Annotated in this window: 14 protein-coding genes; 13 read left to right on the plus strand and 1 reads right to left on the minus strand. The window is 56.1% G+C overall.

The window, feature by feature from the left end; all coding sequences use genetic code 11:
* The first annotated feature begins 2 nt into the window (after positions 1-2).
* The 9 genes from rseP (at position 3) to ACR0BU_RS06035 (ending at position 8515) form a co-directional block, all read left to right on the plus strand.
* Positions 3-1355, plus strand: coding sequence for an RIP metalloprotease RseP (rseP, locus tag ACR0BU_RS05995; protein ID WP_480735490.1), 1353 nt, complete (start codon positions 3-5; stop codon positions 1353-1355).
* Positions 1356-1435: 80 nt separating this feature from the next.
* On the plus strand, positions 1436-1564 hold the full coding sequence (locus ACR0BU_RS06000; RefSeq protein ID WP_298935605.1) for a hypothetical protein: 129 nt from the start codon (positions 1436-1438) through the stop codon (positions 1562-1564).
* 128 nt (positions 1565-1692) lie between these two features.
* Entirely contained in the window at positions 1693-4053 is a 2361-nt protein-coding gene (bamA, locus tag ACR0BU_RS06005; protein WP_480735492.1) for an outer membrane protein assembly factor BamA, read from the plus strand.
* 63 nt (positions 4054-4116) lie between these two features.
* A complete protein-coding gene (locus tag ACR0BU_RS06010) occupies positions 4117-4650 on the plus strand; it encodes an OmpH/Skp family outer membrane protein (RefSeq protein WP_298935602.1) in 534 nt (177 codons plus the stop codon).
* A 73-nt stretch (positions 4651-4723) separates the two neighbouring features.
* Positions 4724-5197 (plus strand): 3-hydroxyacyl-ACP dehydratase FabZ, encoded by a 474-nt coding sequence (fabZ, locus tag ACR0BU_RS06015; RefSeq protein ID WP_298935600.1) that lies wholly within the window; start codon positions 4724-4726, stop codon positions 5195-5197.
* Entirely contained in the window at positions 5194-5979 is a 786-nt protein-coding gene (gene lpxA / locus ACR0BU_RS06020) for an acyl-ACP--UDP-N-acetylglucosamine O-acyltransferase (protein WP_298935598.1), read from the plus strand. The genes fabZ and lpxA overlap by 4 nt, the downstream gene beginning before the upstream one ends.
* 3 nt (positions 5980-5982) lie before the next feature.
* Positions 5983-6777, plus strand: a complete 795-nt coding sequence (locus tag ACR0BU_RS06025; protein WP_480735494.1) for an LpxI family protein — start codon at positions 5983-5985, stop codon at positions 6775-6777.
* Positions 6777-7934 (plus strand): lipid-A-disaccharide synthase, encoded by a 1158-nt coding sequence (gene lpxB, locus ACR0BU_RS06030; RefSeq protein WP_480735496.1) that lies wholly within the window; start codon positions 6777-6779, stop codon positions 7932-7934. The genes ACR0BU_RS06025 and lpxB overlap by 1 nt, the downstream gene beginning before the upstream one ends.
* Positions 7934-8515 carry a hypothetical protein gene (locus tag ACR0BU_RS06035; protein ID WP_480735498.1) on the plus strand — a complete coding sequence of 194 codons (582 nt, stop codon included), beginning with the start codon at positions 7934-7936 and terminating at the stop codon, positions 8513-8515. Before lpxB ends, ACR0BU_RS06035 begins: the two co-directional genes overlap by 1 nt.
* Here ACR0BU_RS06035 and mnmA read toward each other — a convergent pair.
* Complete coding sequence (mnmA, locus tag ACR0BU_RS06040) at positions 8512-9657, minus strand: tRNA 2-thiouridine(34) synthase MnmA (protein ID WP_298935590.1); 1146 nt, start codon at positions 9655-9657, stop codon at positions 8512-8514. The genes ACR0BU_RS06035 and mnmA overlap by 4 nt on opposite strands.
* A 129-nt stretch (positions 9658-9786) precedes the next feature.
* Between mnmA and sciP the strand changes: the two genes are divergently transcribed.
* The 4 genes from sciP (at position 9787) to recG (ending at position 15218) form a co-directional block, all read left to right on the plus strand.
* Entirely contained in the window at positions 9787-10080 is a 294-nt protein-coding gene (gene sciP, locus ACR0BU_RS06045; protein WP_480735814.1) for a CtrA inhibitor SciP, read from the plus strand.
* Positions 10081-10164: 84 nt separating this feature from the next.
* Positions 10165-10881: a response regulator transcription factor CtrA gene (gene ctrA, locus ACR0BU_RS06050; RefSeq protein ID WP_298935588.1), complete on the plus strand. Its 717-nt coding sequence runs from the start codon at positions 10165-10167 to the stop codon at positions 10879-10881.
* 123 nt (positions 10882-11004) lie between these two features.
* Positions 11005-13131, plus strand: a complete 2127-nt coding sequence (gene ligA, locus ACR0BU_RS06055; RefSeq protein ID WP_480735499.1) for an NAD-dependent DNA ligase LigA — start codon at positions 11005-11007, stop codon at positions 13129-13131.
* Positions 13128-15218, plus strand: a complete 2091-nt coding sequence (gene recG / locus ACR0BU_RS06060) for an ATP-dependent DNA helicase RecG (RefSeq protein ID WP_480735501.1) — start codon at positions 13128-13130, stop codon at positions 15216-15218. Before ligA ends, recG begins: the two co-directional genes overlap by 4 nt.
* Positions 15219-15329 lie beyond the last annotated feature (111 nt).

The following is a 15329-nucleotide window of genomic DNA, read 5'->3' on the forward strand; positions in this document are numbered from 1 at the left end:
TTTTGGACGTACTTTCTCTGATCCCACAGTTTGGCAACTTGCTTTGGACCATTGTGGCCTTCGTGATCGCTTTGTCGGTGATTGTCGCAGTTCATGAATACGGCCACTACATCGTTGGACGGTGGTCTGGCATCCATGCCGAGGTGTTTTCCATTGGGTTTGGTCCCGTCCTATGGAGCCGCATGGATAAGCGCGGTACGCGATGGCAGATCGCTCTGTTACCCTTCGGCGGATATGTCAAATTTCTTGGGGATGCCAATGCCGCTTCGGGCAAAGACGAAGAGGCGATGGAAGAGATCACCGAACAAAGCCCGGAAGAGCTGCGCCGCACGATGCATGGCGCGCCCCTTTGGGCCCGTACGGCGACAGTCGCAGCAGGGCCGGTGTTTAACTTCGTCATGTCGATCCTTGTGTTTGGGATGATTTTCTGGTCGCAGGGCGTGTCGCGTGAACCGCTGACCGTCGGCAGTCTTCAGCCCTTGCCAGGAACAGAGCAAGGGTTACAGGAAGGCGATGAAATCGTTGCGATCGCTGGCATTCCGACACCGGATTTTGACGAAGAGGGCGCATGGGGCGATTTCACGGATTCGCTGCCAGTGGAGCCCATTCTGGAGTACACCGTTATCCGCGACGGCCAGACGATTGACGTCGCCGCTCCCTGGTTGTTCCCACCCTTGATCCGTCAAGTGACCCCCCGCAGCGCGGCCATGGATATCCAGTTGGCGCAAGGGGATGTGATTACCTCTATAAACGGAGAGCCAATCTTTGCTTTTGAGCAGCTCAAAGAATTTGTCGAAGGCTCGGACGGACGGGTTTTGTTGCTGAACGTTTGGCGAGACGGGGCTGATCTAGAGTTTGCGCTTGCACCGCGCCGGACGGATGAGCCGCAGCCAGATGGTGGGTTCGTAACGCATTGGCGCATCGGGATTGTAGGCGGCATGATGCTGGAGGCTGCCACCGAGCCTGCGGGAGTGTTGGAGTCGCTGTCGGGCGGCGTACAACAGACGATAAGGATCATCGAAGGGTCGCTATCGGGGATATGGCATATGGTGACAGGGGCGATCAGCACCTGCAACATATCCGGCCCGATTGGTATCGCCGAAACATCAGGTGCAATGGCCAGTCAGGGCGCACAGAACTTCATCTTCTTCATTGCCGTGTTGTCGACGGCCGTCGGTCTGTTGAATCTGTTTCCGATCCCCGCCTTGGACGGCGGCCATTTGGTGTTTTACGCGTACGAGGCCGTTGCCGGTAAACCACCCAGCGACAAGGCGCTGCGGGTGCTTATGGGTGTCGGCATCACGCTGATTCTTAGCCTGATGTTGTTTTCTTTGACCAACGACTTGTTTTGCTGATTGAGGCGCGTGCGGCACATAAATGCCGCACTATTGCCGCATTCCTCGGCTATCGAAACGCCGCTGGTTGAGGGCCTACTATGACAAATACGATGCATAAATCCTATCAGAGCCTGAGTTTCCTGTTCATGCTGAACTGGGACATGCTTTTGAGCTTCGCCGTCACTGCATTGGCTTTGGTTTGTGGCGCATACCTGGCTGGGATGTGATTCTTCACTCTCGTCTCGATAGAATGCCGAACTGACCAATAACTCGGTGCGCATTTTGGCCTTTTGACAAGACCAACTATTCCCGCTACTCAGCATTAAATTCTTGAATTGCTGGGTAGAGAACAAAAATGACCAAAGGGCGTGGCGCGGGAACATCCTGCGGGGTGCAAAAGCCAACAAACAAGATTTTGTGGCGAACGCTAACGTTTTTTTTCCTGTTTGCAGCAGCAAGTTTACTGGCTTTGCCGCAAGAGGCGCGGGCGCAGAACTTCACCATCAATTCTTTTGATGTTGACGGCAACCGCCGCATCGAAACCGGAACAATCATAGCGCGAACGGGTATTGAGCCCGGACAGACTGTGACAGCCGGACAGCTGAACGACGCCTATCAGCGTTTGCTTGACAGTGGTGTTTTTGAAACAGTCGAACTGACACCACGCGGCAGCACGCTGGTGATCGAAGTTCAGGAATACCCGACGATCAACCAGATCAGCATCGAGGGGAACCGCCGCGTAAAAGATGACGTTTTGATTGAAGTCATCTCGTCTCAGCCTCGTCGCGTATTTACACCCCAGGTTGCCGAAGCGGATGCCGATTTGATTGCCGAGGTCTATTCGGCGCAGGGCCGCGTATCGGCAACCGTTATCCCGCGCATCATCCGACGCAGCGACAATCGTGTGGATCTGGTTTTCGAAGTCGCCGAAGGCACAACCATCGAGGTTGAGCGCGTTAGTTTTGTGGGCAACCGCGCTTATTCTGATCGCCGCCTGCGCCGCGTTCTTGAAACCAAGCAGGCCACTTTCCTGCGGACGTTCTTCCGGAGTGACACATTTATTGGCGACCGGATTGAATTTGATAAACAGGTCCTTCGCGATTTCTACCTGTCACGCGGATATATCGATTTTCGTGTGAACAGTGCCAACGTTGAATTCACCCGCGAGCGGGACGCATTTTTCCTGGTCATGAACATCACCGAAGGCCAGAAGTTCTCGTTCGGGCAGATCAGCACTGTCAGCGAAATTCCGGGTGTTGACGCAGCGGACTATCAAAACGCGCTGAAGATCAAGCCGGGCGTCACTTACTCGCCGACGCTGATCGAGAACTCGATCGCCCGTCAGGAGCGTTTGGGTGTCAAACAAGGTGTCGATTTTCTGCGTGTCGAGCCGCGCGTGACACGCAATCCTCGCGATCTGACGCTGGATGTTCAGTTTGTTCTAACCAAAGGACCGCGCGTCTTTGTCGAGCGGATCGATATTGAGGGCAACACGACCACGCTTGACCGTGTGATCCGCCGTCAATTCGACACCGTCGAAGGTGACCCGTTCAATCCGCGCGAAATCCGTCAGGCGGCAGAACGCATCAACGCACTGGGCTTCTTTTCTACCGCCAACGTCGAACCGCGTGAGGGGTCAACGCCCAGCCAGGTCATTCTGGATGTGGATGTCGAAGAACAACCAACCGGGTCACTGAGCCTTGGCGGTAGCTTCTCAGCCTCGGATGGTTTCGGTTTGGCCATTGGTCTGAACGAAGCCAACTTCCTTGGACGTGGTCAAAACCTTGGCGTTTCACTTTCGACAGCCCAGGACTCTGAGCAATATACCATCGACTTCACCGAACCCTATTTGCTGGGGCGTAAACTGCGCTTTGATCTTGGGTTGGGTCTGGCCACGACGAACTCGAGCTTTGCCAGCTATGACACCAAACGGATATTCTTTAATCCGCAGCTTAGCTACGCGATTGGCGAATTGTCAGCTGTCCGTTTGCGGTATGGCTGGGAAAACAGCGAGATGAGCCAGCAGGACGACGAAATCAACGGCGCGGTTATTTCTTCGGAAATTGATCAGGGGAAGCGGACCTCTAGCTCGTTGGGTCTGTCCTATGTGTATGACAGCCGCATCGGAGGCCTGAATCCAAACGCAGGCGTTTTGTTCGAGGTTGGAGTTGATGCTGCTGGACTTGGCGGCGACAATAAATTCGTCAAAACCACTGCGCGCGGTATCGCTCAGACAAAAGTGCTAAGCGAAGAAGTGACCCTGCGGGCGTCATTGGAGCTCGGCGCCCTTCATTGGAGCGGCAACGACTTCAGCCGCACCATTGACCGTTTCGTTCTGGGACCGAATACGTTCCGAGGGTTTGAGCCTGCTGGTCTGGGTCCGCGTGATTTGTCCAATGGGCAGGACGATGCCATCGGCGGCAACTACTACTGGGTTGCGCGTTTTGAGACGGATTTCCCTCTGGGTCTGCCCGAGGAACTGGGATTGCGGGGCGGTCTGTTCTACGATGTGGGCAACCTGTACAACATCGACAATGTGAACACTGCAGGGGCCGATATTGTTGGTGCAGACGGTGCTATTCGTCACGTCATTGGCATTTCGGTCTTGTGGGATACACCGTTCGGCCCGCTGCGTTTCAACTTTTCGAAGGCACTAAAGAAAGAAGACTTCGACAAGGAACAGAATTTTGACCTGACCATTCAGGCCAGGTTCTGATTTGCGATGTTGAGTGTCTTTTGGACGCAAAGACAGGGCCCGCTTCGGGCCCTGTGTGTTTTCTTGACCTTTCTTCTGGCTCTCCCAACCTTTGCTCAGCAGCTTGAACTGGGGGTACCCCAGCCGGTCGTGTTGACGATTTCCAGCGACAGGTTGTTTTCTGATTCTGCATATGGGCAACGGGTCATGGATGAGATCGAACAAGAAAGCGCGTTACTGGCTGAAGAAAACGAACGGATCGTCGCTGAGTTGAGCAAAGAAGAAAAAGACCTGACGGAAAAGCGTGCAAGTCTGGAAGCAGATGAATTCCGCCCATTGGCCGAAGCCTTTGACAGAAAGGTCCAGTCCCACCGCGAAGGGCAGAGGGCCAAGCTAGATACGTTGGCCAGGCGTAGCGAAGAGAACCGGCAGAGCTTTTTTCAACTGGCGCGCCCGGTTCTGATTGACCTGTTACGTGAAACCGGTGCGTCGATGATCCTTGAGCGTTCGAATGTCTTTCTGAGTTCGGATACATCTGACATTACCGATGCCGCAATTGCCCGCATTGACGCAACAATCGGCGATGGCACCGGGCTGCAGGACGGCACCGGCGAATAGGTTTGCTTGCCCTCTGGTTCTGGTATTGCTAACCACGCGGGCAACAAGACATCCAGAACGGGACATCTGCACTATGACCACGGAAACCAAAAGCGCCGACATTCAGCTGATTCAGCGGATATTGCCGCATCGCTACCCGTTTTTGCTGGTCGACAAGGTGGTGGATATCACCGGCTATCAATCCGCCATCGGCATCAAGAATGTCACCATGAATGAACCCCATTTCCAGGGTCACTTTCCCGGTACGCCAATCATGCCAGGCGTCACCATTGTCGAGGCAATGGCCCAGACCGCAGGCGTGATGTTGGGTGTTGGCATGGACGTCATCGACACCGAACTGCTGATCTACTTCATGAGCATCGACAAGTGCAAATTCCGCCGCAAGGTGGTGCCCGGGGACGTTCTTGAGATGCATGTGGAAACCCTGCGCGGCAAAAAAGGCGGCAAGCTGTTCAAGTTCAGCGGTCGCGCGACCGTAGACGGTGAAGTGGCGGCCGAAGCCGAGTTTTCGGCCTATGTCGACTGGGAGATGGAAAAGACGGCATGAGCGGCATTCACCCAAGCGCAATCATCGAAGACGGCGCAAAAATCGGGCAGGATTGTGTGATCGGTCCGTTCTGTTACGTGGGCGCACGGGTCAAGCTGGGTGACCGGGTCGAGCTTAAATCCCATGTGGTTGTGACCGGAGATACATCGGTCGGCGAAGACTCGGTGATCTTCAATTTCTCGGTCATTGGTGAGATCCCACAGGACCTGAAATTCGGCGGCGAAGACACGCGCCTGGAGATTGGCAAACGCAATCGCATTCGCGAGCATGTCACAGTGAACACTGGTACAGATGGTGGTGGAGGCGTTACTCGGATCGGCGACGATTGCCTTTTGATGGCGGGGGTTCACGTGGCGCATGATGTACAGATGGGCGACCGCGTAATCATGGTGAACAATGCGGGTGCCGCAGGGCACTGCATCATCGAAGACGATGTGATCATCGGCGGTATTTCGGGCCTACATCAATGGGTCCGGGTTGGTCGTGGCGCCATTATTGGCGCGCTGACCATGGTGCCGAATGATGTCATCCCATACGGACTTGTGCAGGCTCCGCGCGGAGAGTTGGATGGGCTGAACCTTGTTGGCCTCAAGCGAAAGGGTGTGTCGCGCGAGGACATTTCGGCGCTGCGCAGTGCATTTCGTGAACTCAGCAAAGGCGAGGGCACGTTCATGGATCGCGCCCATAGGGTTGGGGCGAAGAATGAAAGCGAATATGTGCAACGTATTGTCGACTTTGTCACCGGGCACAGTGACCGCTCGTTCCTGACTCCGGGAAAATAGAACATGCTGGCGCTGATTGCAGGAACAGGCGCATTGCCGAGTGAGGTTGTCGCAGCCCTTGCTGAGCCTCCGGTGGTTTGCGCGATGGAGGGGTTTCTTCCGGATGCGCTGTCTGCAGACATTGTTTTTCCTTTGGAACATCTGGGCAGTTTTATCACCGAGCTTCAGGACAGGGGCATAACCGAAATCTGCATGGCCGGCGCGGTACAGCGTCCGTCCGTGGATCCAAGCCGGATTGATGCGGCGACCATGCCCTTGGTACCGATCTTGCAGCAGGCAATCATGACCAGCGATGACGGCGCTTTGCGTGCGGTGATTGAAATATTCGAGAACGCCGGACTGAGCGTTCGAGCCGCGCATGAGATTGCCCCAACCTTGCTGCCGTCACTCGGAAGTCTGACCGAGGCGCAACCCTCGCAATTGGATCTGGCAGATGCGGATCGCGGTGCAAGTATTCTGAGCGCGATGGGTTCCGCAGATGTGGGCCAAGCCTGCGCGGTATCAAAAGGGCAGGCATTGGCGGTCGAGGGCATATTCGGCACAGCCTGGATGCTGCAGTCGCTGACGCAACGACCGGACGCGGGCGGCGGCATCCTGTTCAAGGGACCAAAACCAGGTCAGGACCGGCGGGTTGATTTGCCTGCCATCGGGCCCGAGACGGTGACGGGCGCTGTTGCGGCAGGGTTGTCAGGTATCGTCATTGAAAAGGGTGGGGTGATCGTTCTGCAAAAAGACCGCTTGATTGCCGAGTGCAATCGACTTGGCCTGTTCCTATTTGTGCGCGAGCGCGCCGTCTGATGCGCGTTTTTCTGGTCGCTGGTGAACCGTCTGGCGACCGGCTGGGTGGTGCACTGATGGAGGGTTTGAAAACCCTGGTGCCGGATATTGAATTCGACGGGGTCGGCGGCCCGCTGATGCAAGCTGAAGGCCTGACCAGCCGCTTTCCGATGTCCGAGCTGAGCGTGATGGGGTTGGTTGAGGTGCTGCCAAAGTTCTTCCACCTCAAACGCAGGATTTCAGAAACGGCGCAGGCAGTTCTGGACACACAGCCAGATGTCCTGATTACAATCGACAGTCCCGATTTCAGCCTGCGGGTGGCCAAACTGGTCAAAGCCTGCAGTACCATTCGCACCGTTCACTACGTCGCGCCCAGCGTTTGGGCCTGGCGGCCGGGACGGGCGGATAAGATGGCCAAGGTCATCGATCATGTGTTGGCTTTGCTGCCATTCGAGCCTCCCTATATGGAGCGCGCCGGTATGGAATGTGACTTTGTAGGTCACCCTGTCGCCAGTGAACCGGTTGCGACGCCGCAAGAAATTGCAGCGTTTCGCGCGACATTTGAATTGGGCGACGCACCGATCTTGTTGGCGTTGCCCGGATCGCGACGGGGTGAGATTGAACGGCTGTCTGAGTGTTTTCGGGATGCGCTGCACCAGTTCATCTCGGACCGGCCCGAATACCGCGTTGTCGTGCCGACGGTTGGCGCTGCAACCGATCTGATCAACTCTGTGGTTCCAAGCTGGCCGGGAGATCCGGTTGTGCTGGACCCGCGACACATCGGGGCCGACCAAGCCAGCGCCTATAAACGCGCGGCCTTTGGGGCCGCCAATCTGGCGCTGGCCGCTTCCGGCACGGTTTCGCTGGAACTGGCGGCTCAGAACACACCCATGGTGATTGCCTACAAGCTCAATTGGCTGACACAAAAAATGGCCGAGCGAATGGTCAAGCTGGATACCGTCACGCTGGTCAATCTGGTGTCTGATACGCGCGCGGTGCCCGAATGCCTACTGGACGACTGCGTGCCAGACAAGATTGCCGCGGCACTGAACCAAGTCGCGGACGCGCCTGACGCTCAGAGGCAGGCCATGGATCTGACAATGGACCGTTTGGGGCGTGGAGGCGAACCGCCGGGTCTCAGGGCGGCTAGGGCCGTTTTGGAACGGATGAACGCCTGATGTTGGATTATGGTGTCTTCGCGTTGTCTGCGTTTATGGCGCAGATTCTGACGAACTTGGATAATTTGGCCGCGTTGTTGGCTTTGGTTCTGGTCACGGGGCCAAGGCGTTCGGTTTTTGGGTTCTTAGTGGCGCAATTCATTGTCATTGGTGCCGCGTTTCTTCTGGCACTTGGCGTTGGCGACGTCATCCCCCATTGGGCCGGGTATCTGGGCATCGTGCCACTGTCCCTCGGCTTGGTCGGCGTTGTCAGACAATTCCGCAGCGCGCCCTCAGAAGCCGAACCAACTGTTCAGACCGGTGGCTCGACCATCGTGATCTCGATGCTGTTCGTAAGCTTGTCGATGGATACGTTTGCGGTACTCGGACCGCTATTGGCCGACTCGGCCCCCGGGTTCAGACTGGCGGGTCTTTTCGGTGCAAGTGCGGCTGCGATCGGGTTGGCTATCGTCGCACTGTTGGGCTCGAAAGTCCCTTTCATAACCGGCGGGCTGGCGCGCAAGCTGGAACGGCTGGTGCCCTATGTGATGATTTGCGCCGGGCTGTATATTCTCAGCAATTCGTGGACGGACGCGATCTAGTAACCGCGCCAGATCCATCCACCGCCAAAAATACGGCTGCCTTCGGACTCATAGAACACGCAAGCCTGTCCGGGCGAGACACCTTCTTCAGGGGTCAGCAATTCAACTTCGGCCGTTGTCTCTGACAGGGGTCGGACAATCGCTTCGCGCGGGGGCCGGGTCGAGCGAACTTTGACCGACAGATGCCATTCCGTTTGGGAGGTGAAGGGGGCATCGCCCAGCCAATTGATTTCGCGCACAGGTATGGTCCGGGTGGCCAGCATGTCTTTGGGTCCAACCACGACCTGTTTTTTGTCCACGTCCAGTTTCACTACGAATAGCGGCTCGCTAAGGCCCCCAATGCCCAAGCCTCGGCGTTGTCCGATCGTGTAGTGAATGACACCGTTGTGTTGCGCCAGAACTCGGCCATCCGCATGCACGATGTCGCCGGGTTCAGCGGCACCTGGGCGCAGTTTTTCGATCACGCTGGCGTAGTTGCCGTTAGGCACAAAACAGATGTCCTGACTGTCAGGCTTATCCGCCACGGCGAGCCCGTATTGCGCTGCCATTTCCCGCGTTGCGTCTTTTGACGGCAGGTGGCCCAAAGGAAAGCGCAGGAACGCCAGTTGATCCGGCGTTGTCGAGAACAAGAAATAGGACTGATCGCGATTGGCATCTTCGGCGCTGTGCAGTTCTGCGCCGTTAGATCCCATCTTGCGCTGGATGTAGTGACCGGTTGCCATGCAATCAGCCTCAAGGTCCTTGGCGGTTTCCAGCAGGTCCTTAAACTTCACCCTCTCGTTGCAGCGAATGCAGGGCACAGGGGTGGCACCCGCCAGATAACTGTCGGCGAATTCATCGATTACGGCATCTTTGAAGATGTTTTCGTAATCCAACACGTAGTGCGGAAAACCACGCTCCTCGGCCACACGGCGCGCATCGTGGATATCGATCCCGGCACAGCACGCGCCTTTCTTGGCCAGCGCCGCGCCATGATCATAAAGCTGCAGGGTCACGCCCACCACATCATACCCCTGATCCGCCAGATGCGCGGCCACGACCGAGCTGTCGACACCACCAGACATGGCCACAACCACCCGGGTTTCCGAGGGCGGTTTGGCAAAGCCAAGCGAGTTTAGCGGGGTTTCGGCATCAAGGGCCATGGGGGTTCCAGTCCGGATTAAGAAAGACCGGCAGAATATAGGAAAATTCTACACACTCTCAAGGGGCGGTTTCACCCCGAATTAAGTAGGCTGATGTCAGCTTTGTCGCAGCAAGAAAAGGGTAAAGAGATGTATTTGCACAAAGTTGAAGGGCCAAGATCGGTAACCCTGCCGGATGGAACGGTTTTAACGCGCGCAGATCTTCCGCCTGCCGATACGCGACGCTGGGTCGCGTCACGTAAAGTGGTCGTGGTACGCGGGGTACTTTATGGACTGATCACTTTATCCGAAGCCAAAAAACGATACGGCATCAGCGACGAGGAATTCAATATTTGGGTTTCGGCCGTCGCAGAACACGGTGTGGACGCGTTAAAAGTCACGGCGCTAAAAAAATATCGACAACCTAAGATTGAAAGTGAATAAATGAATCAACGGTAACGTCAGATTAACCATTCTTGGTCAGGTTTATTTTTAATTGGAATAATTGACCCGAATTGGAGCAGGTAAATGCGAATACTTCTTGTCGAGGATGATCCTACAACGTCCAAAAGCATTGAATTAATGCTGACACATGCGAACCTTAATGTGTACGCGACGGATCTTGGAGAAGAAGGCATCGATCTGGCGAAGCTTTATGATTATGATCTGATTTTGCTGGATCTCAATCTGCCGGATATGAACGGGCATGAGGTTCTGCGCCAGCTGCGGATCGCTCGGGTCGAAACCCCGATCCTGATCCTGTCGGGCGCGGATGATACAGAAAGCAAAATCAAAGGCTTTGGATTTGGCGCAGATGATTACCTGACCAAGCCGTTCCACCGCGAAGAGCTGGTGGCGCGCATTCACGCAATCATTCGTCGTTCAAAAGGACATTCGCAATCGATCATCCATACAGGTCGCGTCGCGGTGAACCTGGATGCGAAAACGGTCGAGGTTGACGGGCAAACCGTTCATCTGACCGGCAAAGAGTACCAGATGCTGGAACTATTGAGCCTTCGCAAGGGAACCACCCTGACCAAAGAAATGTTCCTGAACCATCTTTATGGCGGGATGGACGAGCCCGAATTGAAAATCATCGATGTGTTCATTTGCAAACTGCGAAAAAAGCTCAGCAATGCGACGGGCGGTGATAACTACATCGAAACTGTTTGGGGGCGTGGCTATGTCTTGCGCGACCCGCAGACCAACAGCCTGGATGACACCAGGATGGCGGTCGGCGCCTGATCTGGCCTAAGACGTACCGCCGTCGGTCCAGGGCGGCATTTCCACTCATGGCTCAGCACGACTGGACCTCGCCATGGCCTCGCCCTATCACTGAAGTCCAAGAATTCGTGACAGGGCGAGGCCATGAGCAACTCAATTTCGGTACCAGAGCTCACAGAAGATGAGGCGCGCGAGGAATTGGCGCGCCTTGCTGCATTGCTGCAACGGGCTAACACGCTGTACCACGCAGAAGATGCGCCCGAGATTTCAGATGCGGAATACGATTCCCTGAAACGGCGCAATGCTGAGATTGAGACCCGTTTCCCACAATTGAAACGTCAGGACAGCCCGTCTGAACAGGTTGGCGCACGCGTTTCCGATGGGTTCTCAAAAGTCACTCATGCCGTGCGCATGATGTCACTGGGCAATGCCTTTGATGAAGCAGATGTTGCGGACTTTGACAAATCAATTCGGAAATACCTCGGGTTGGACGCCGACGCGCGATTGGCATTCACGGCAGAGCCAAAAATTGACGGCCTGTCATTGTCACTGCGTTACGAGAATGGGCAGCTGGTTCAGGCCGCAACACGCGGGGACGGTGAGGTTGGCGAAAACGTAACAGCAAATGCGCGCACTGTTTCTGACATTCCACATCATATCGATGGCGCCCCCGAAATCCTCGAAGTGCGGGGGGAAGTTTATATGTCGCACGAGGATTTCGAACATCTTAACAAACGCCAGTCCGAGATCGGCGGTAAGCCTTTTGCCAATCCCAGAAACGCGGCGGCGGGTTCATTGCGGCAGTTGGATTCCGAGATCACGCGCTCTCGACCCTTGCGTTTTTTTGCCTATGCGTGGGGAGAATTGTCGGCGCCCCTGGCAGACACACAAATGGCCGCGATCGGGCAGCTTAGCAGCTTTGGGTTTTCAACCAACAAGCTGACAAAGCTATGTGAAACGACCCAAGAGATGCTGTCGCATTACCGGGATATCGAGGCGCAACGGTCGACCCTCGGGTATGATATCGACGGGGTTGTGTACAAGGTTAACGATCTGGCCTTGCAAGCGCGATTGGGTTTTCGGTCGACGACCCCGAGATGGGCGATTGCCCACAAATTTCCGGCTGAATTGGCGTGGACACGGCTTGAAGCGATAGACATTCAGGTGGGCCGCACCGGTGCGCTTAGCCCCGTTGCACGGCTGCACCCGGTAACCGTTGGCGGCGTGGTCGTGTCGAACGCCACATTGCATAACGAAGATTACATCAGCGGACGGGACGCCAGGGGAGAAACCATCCGTGACGGCAAGGACATACGCGTTGGCGATTGGGTGCAGGTCTATCGCGCAGGCGACGTGATCCCGAAAATTGCCGACGTAGACGTGTCCAAACGCCCTGAACAGGCCGAGCCTTTCGTCTTTCCAACCAAGTGCCCGGAATGCCAAAGCGATGCTATTCGAGAAGAGGGTGATGCAGTCAGGCGCTGCATCGGGGGATTGATATGCCCGGCGCAAGCCGTCGAAAAATTGAAACACTTCGTATCGCGCAAAGCATTCGATATCGAAGGTCTGGGTGCCAAGCAGATCGAAATGTTCTATGATGATCCCGATTTGCCGGTCAAAGCACCGGTTGATATTTTCACATTACAGCAGCGCGACGCGGCCAATCTGAACAAGCTTGCCAATCGCAAAGGCTGGGGTGCCCAGAGTGCCGGAAACTTGTGGGAGGCAATCGATGAAAAACGCGCGATCCCATTTGGTCGTCTGCTGTTTGCATTGGGAATTCGTCATACCGGAGAGGCCGCGTCGAACCTGATTGCCAATCATTACGGCACCTGGGACGAATTCGAAAACGCCATCACCGCCGCATCTGGTTTTTCCGGCCCCGAATGGGAGGATTTGCTGGGCATTGATGGGATCGGAGAGGTCATGGCGCGTGCGTTGGTGTCAGCGTTTTCCCAGTCTGCCGAACGTGCAAGTATTGACGATCTGGTGGGTCAGTTGCAGGTGCAGGAGGCCAAACGACCTGATAGTTCGGGTAGCCCGGTGGCCGGAAAGACCGTTGTCTTCACAGGCACGCTTGAAAAAATGACGCGTGTCGAGGCCAAAGCGCGTGCCGAGGCGTTGGGGGCAAAGGTTTCAGGATCTGTCAGCAAGAAAACCGATCTTTTGGTGGCTGGGCCCGGGGCTGGATCGAAAGCCAAGAAGGCGGCTGACCTGGGTATTGAGACTCTGGATGAGGATGGCTGGTTGCAGCTGATTGAAGGCGCATGAGCGGACGGCCGGAACAGCTTTTCCCTCTGTTTGCCGGTTTGGAGACACTCGAGGGTGTCGGGCCAAAAACCGCCCAGATCATGGAGCAAACCGGGATCGAAAGCCCGCGCGACGTGCTGTTCGGCCTGCCATATGCCGTCGTGGACCGGCGCCGGCGAGACACGATCCAGGGGGTTGATCTGCCGACAACGCTGACCGTTGAGGTGACCGTCGGCACGCACCGGCCATCCCGAAACAAAGGTGGCGCCTATCGAGTACATGTCGAAGACGCACAGGCTGATTTCCAACTGGTCTTTTTCCATGCGCGCGGTGACTACCTGAAAAAGGTCTTGCCGCAGGGATCCCGCCGCGTGGTTTCTGGCAAGCTCGAACTGTTCGACGGCATGGCGCAGATGGTGCATCCGGATCATATCCTGCCGGCGGAGCAGGCAGGCGAGATTCCCGAATTTGAACCGGTCTATCATTTGACACACGGCCTGACCCAAAAGACGGTCTTTAAAGCATCGCGTAGCGCATTGTCCCGCGCGCCTGAGCTCGCTGAATGGATTGATCCTGCACAGGTTACCCAAAAAAGTTGGCCGAATTGGGCAGCGGCCATTCAATCAGCCCATAATCCGCACGGTGCTGATGATGTCGCGGCTTTCGCTCCTGCGCGCGAGCGTTTGGCCTATGATGAGCTGTTGGCCCATCAACTGACCTTGGCACTGGCCCGGCAACGGGACCGTAAGGCACGCGGGATTGTCAGCGTTGGAACAGGAACGCTGCAGTCGAAAGTTCTGTCCAGCTTGCCATATCGGCCCACCGGGGCGCAAACCCGTGCCATCGAAGAAATCTCGCAGGATATGGCGGCGGAAACACGCATGAATCGCCTGCTTCAAGGGGATGTTGGCGCAGGCAAGACGCTTGTGGCATTCATGGCTTTGCTTGTAGCGGTTGAGGCCGGTGGTCAGGGTGTCATGATGGCCCCGACCGAGATCCTGGCGCGACAACATCTGGAGGGGTTGCGACCACTGGCCGAACACGCTGGAGTTGTTCTGGAGATATTGACCGGACGGGACAAAGGCGCGGAGCGACGGTCAAAACTTGAGGCATTAAAACGCGGAGATATCCAGATTCTTGTCGGAACTCATGCCGTGTTTCAAAGCGATGTCGAATTTAACGCGCTGCGTCTGGCAATTGTCGATGAACAGCACCGTTTTGGCGTGCGGCAGCGGATGGAATTGTCGGAAAAAGGGCAGGGCGCGGACGTTCTGGTGATGACGGCCACGCCGATCCCACGCAGCTTGGCGCTGGCGCAGTATGGCGATATGGATGTCTCGGTTCTGGATGAAAAGCCGCCGGGGCGTAAGCCGATCAAAACCGCGATCATCAGCACGCAACGCATGGACGATGTTGTGGCGCATCTGCGAAAGGCCATTGCAGAAGGCCGACAGTGTTATTGGGTGTGCCCGCTGGTCGATGAATCCGAGGTCTCGGACCTGACGGCGGCGGAAGATCGGTTCAAACGGTTGCGCGGCATTCTTGGCGACGACGTTGTGGGCTTGGTTCACGGCCAGATGCCGCCAACCGACAAAGACGCGGCGATGACAGCGTTCCAGACCGGTCAGACCAAGGTGTTGGTAGCTACAACGGTCATCGAAGTGGGCGTGAATGTACCCAACGCAACCATCATGGTGATCGAACGGGCCGAAATCTTCGGTCTGGCTCAGCTGCATCAATTGCGGGGTCGCGTCGGTCGGGGCGAGGCCGAGTCCACCTGTTTGTTAATGTATCAGGCACCTCTGAGTGAAGGCGGGCGCAAACGGTTGGAGGTTCTGCGCGAGACAGAGGATGGGTTCCGGATCTCGGAAACCGACCTTCAGATGCGCGGGGCAGGTGATCTGATCGGCACGGCCCAATCTGGCTTGCCGAGATTTCGCATTGCCGATCTGGAGAGGCAGGCAGGTTTGATGGCAGTTGCCCAATCGGATGCGCGCACCTTGTTGAACGCAGACCCAAAGCTGACGTCTGAGCGTGGGCAGGCCGCCCGTGTTCTGCTTTGGCTGATGAAACAGGATCAGGCGATCCGTTTGATTTCAGTAGGTTAGAGCGCAAGTTCCGTAAAGTTCACAAATGTTCTTAAAAAGTTCTTTACCGACTCGGCAAAATATGAGAACAAAAGGTCAACAAAGGATTAAAACTCTGACCGGAGGTGACCC

This window comes from Ruegeria sp. CK2 (assembly GCF_056536585.1).

What these genes read in the sequence shown, in the direction of transcription:
- ACR0BU_RS06000 (WP_298935605.1), top strand. Translation starts at nt 1,436, where the DNA reads ATGACAAATACGATGCATAAATCCTATCAGAGCCTGAGTTTCCTGTTC.
- bamA (WP_480735492.1), top strand. Translation starts at nt 1,693, where the DNA reads ATGACCAAAGGGCGTGGCGCGGGAACATCCTGCGGGGTGCAAAAGCCA.
- fabZ (WP_298935600.1), top strand. Translation starts at nt 4,724, where the DNA reads ATGACCACGGAAACCAAAAGCGCCGACATTCAGCTGATTCAGCGGATA.
- lpxA (WP_298935598.1), top strand. Translation starts at nt 5,194, where the DNA reads ATGAGCGGCATTCACCCAAGCGCAATCATCGAAGACGGCGCAAAAATC.
- ACR0BU_RS06025 (WP_480735494.1), top strand. Translation starts at nt 5,983, where the DNA reads ATGCTGGCGCTGATTGCAGGAACAGGCGCATTGCCGAGTGAGGTTGTC.
- lpxB (WP_480735496.1), top strand. Translation starts at nt 6,777, where the DNA reads ATGCGCGTTTTTCTGGTCGCTGGTGAACCGTCTGGCGACCGGCTGGGT.
- ACR0BU_RS06035 (WP_480735498.1), top strand. Translation starts at nt 7,934, where the DNA reads ATGTTGGATTATGGTGTCTTCGCGTTGTCTGCGTTTATGGCGCAGATT.
- mnmA (WP_298935590.1), bottom strand. Translation starts at nt 9,657, where the DNA reads ATGGCCCTTGATGCCGAAACCCCGCTAAACTCGCTTGGCTTTGCCAAA.
- sciP (WP_480735814.1), top strand. Translation starts at nt 9,787, where the DNA reads ATGTATTTGCACAAAGTTGAAGGGCCAAGATCGGTAACCCTGCCGGAT.
- ctrA (WP_298935588.1), top strand. Translation starts at nt 10,165, where the DNA reads ATGCGAATACTTCTTGTCGAGGATGATCCTACAACGTCCAAAAGCATT.
- ligA (WP_480735499.1), top strand. Translation starts at nt 11,005, where the DNA reads ATGAGCAACTCAATTTCGGTACCAGAGCTCACAGAAGATGAGGCGCGC.
- recG (WP_480735501.1), top strand. Translation starts at nt 13,128, where the DNA reads ATGAGCGGACGGCCGGAACAGCTTTTCCCTCTGTTTGCCGGTTTGGAG.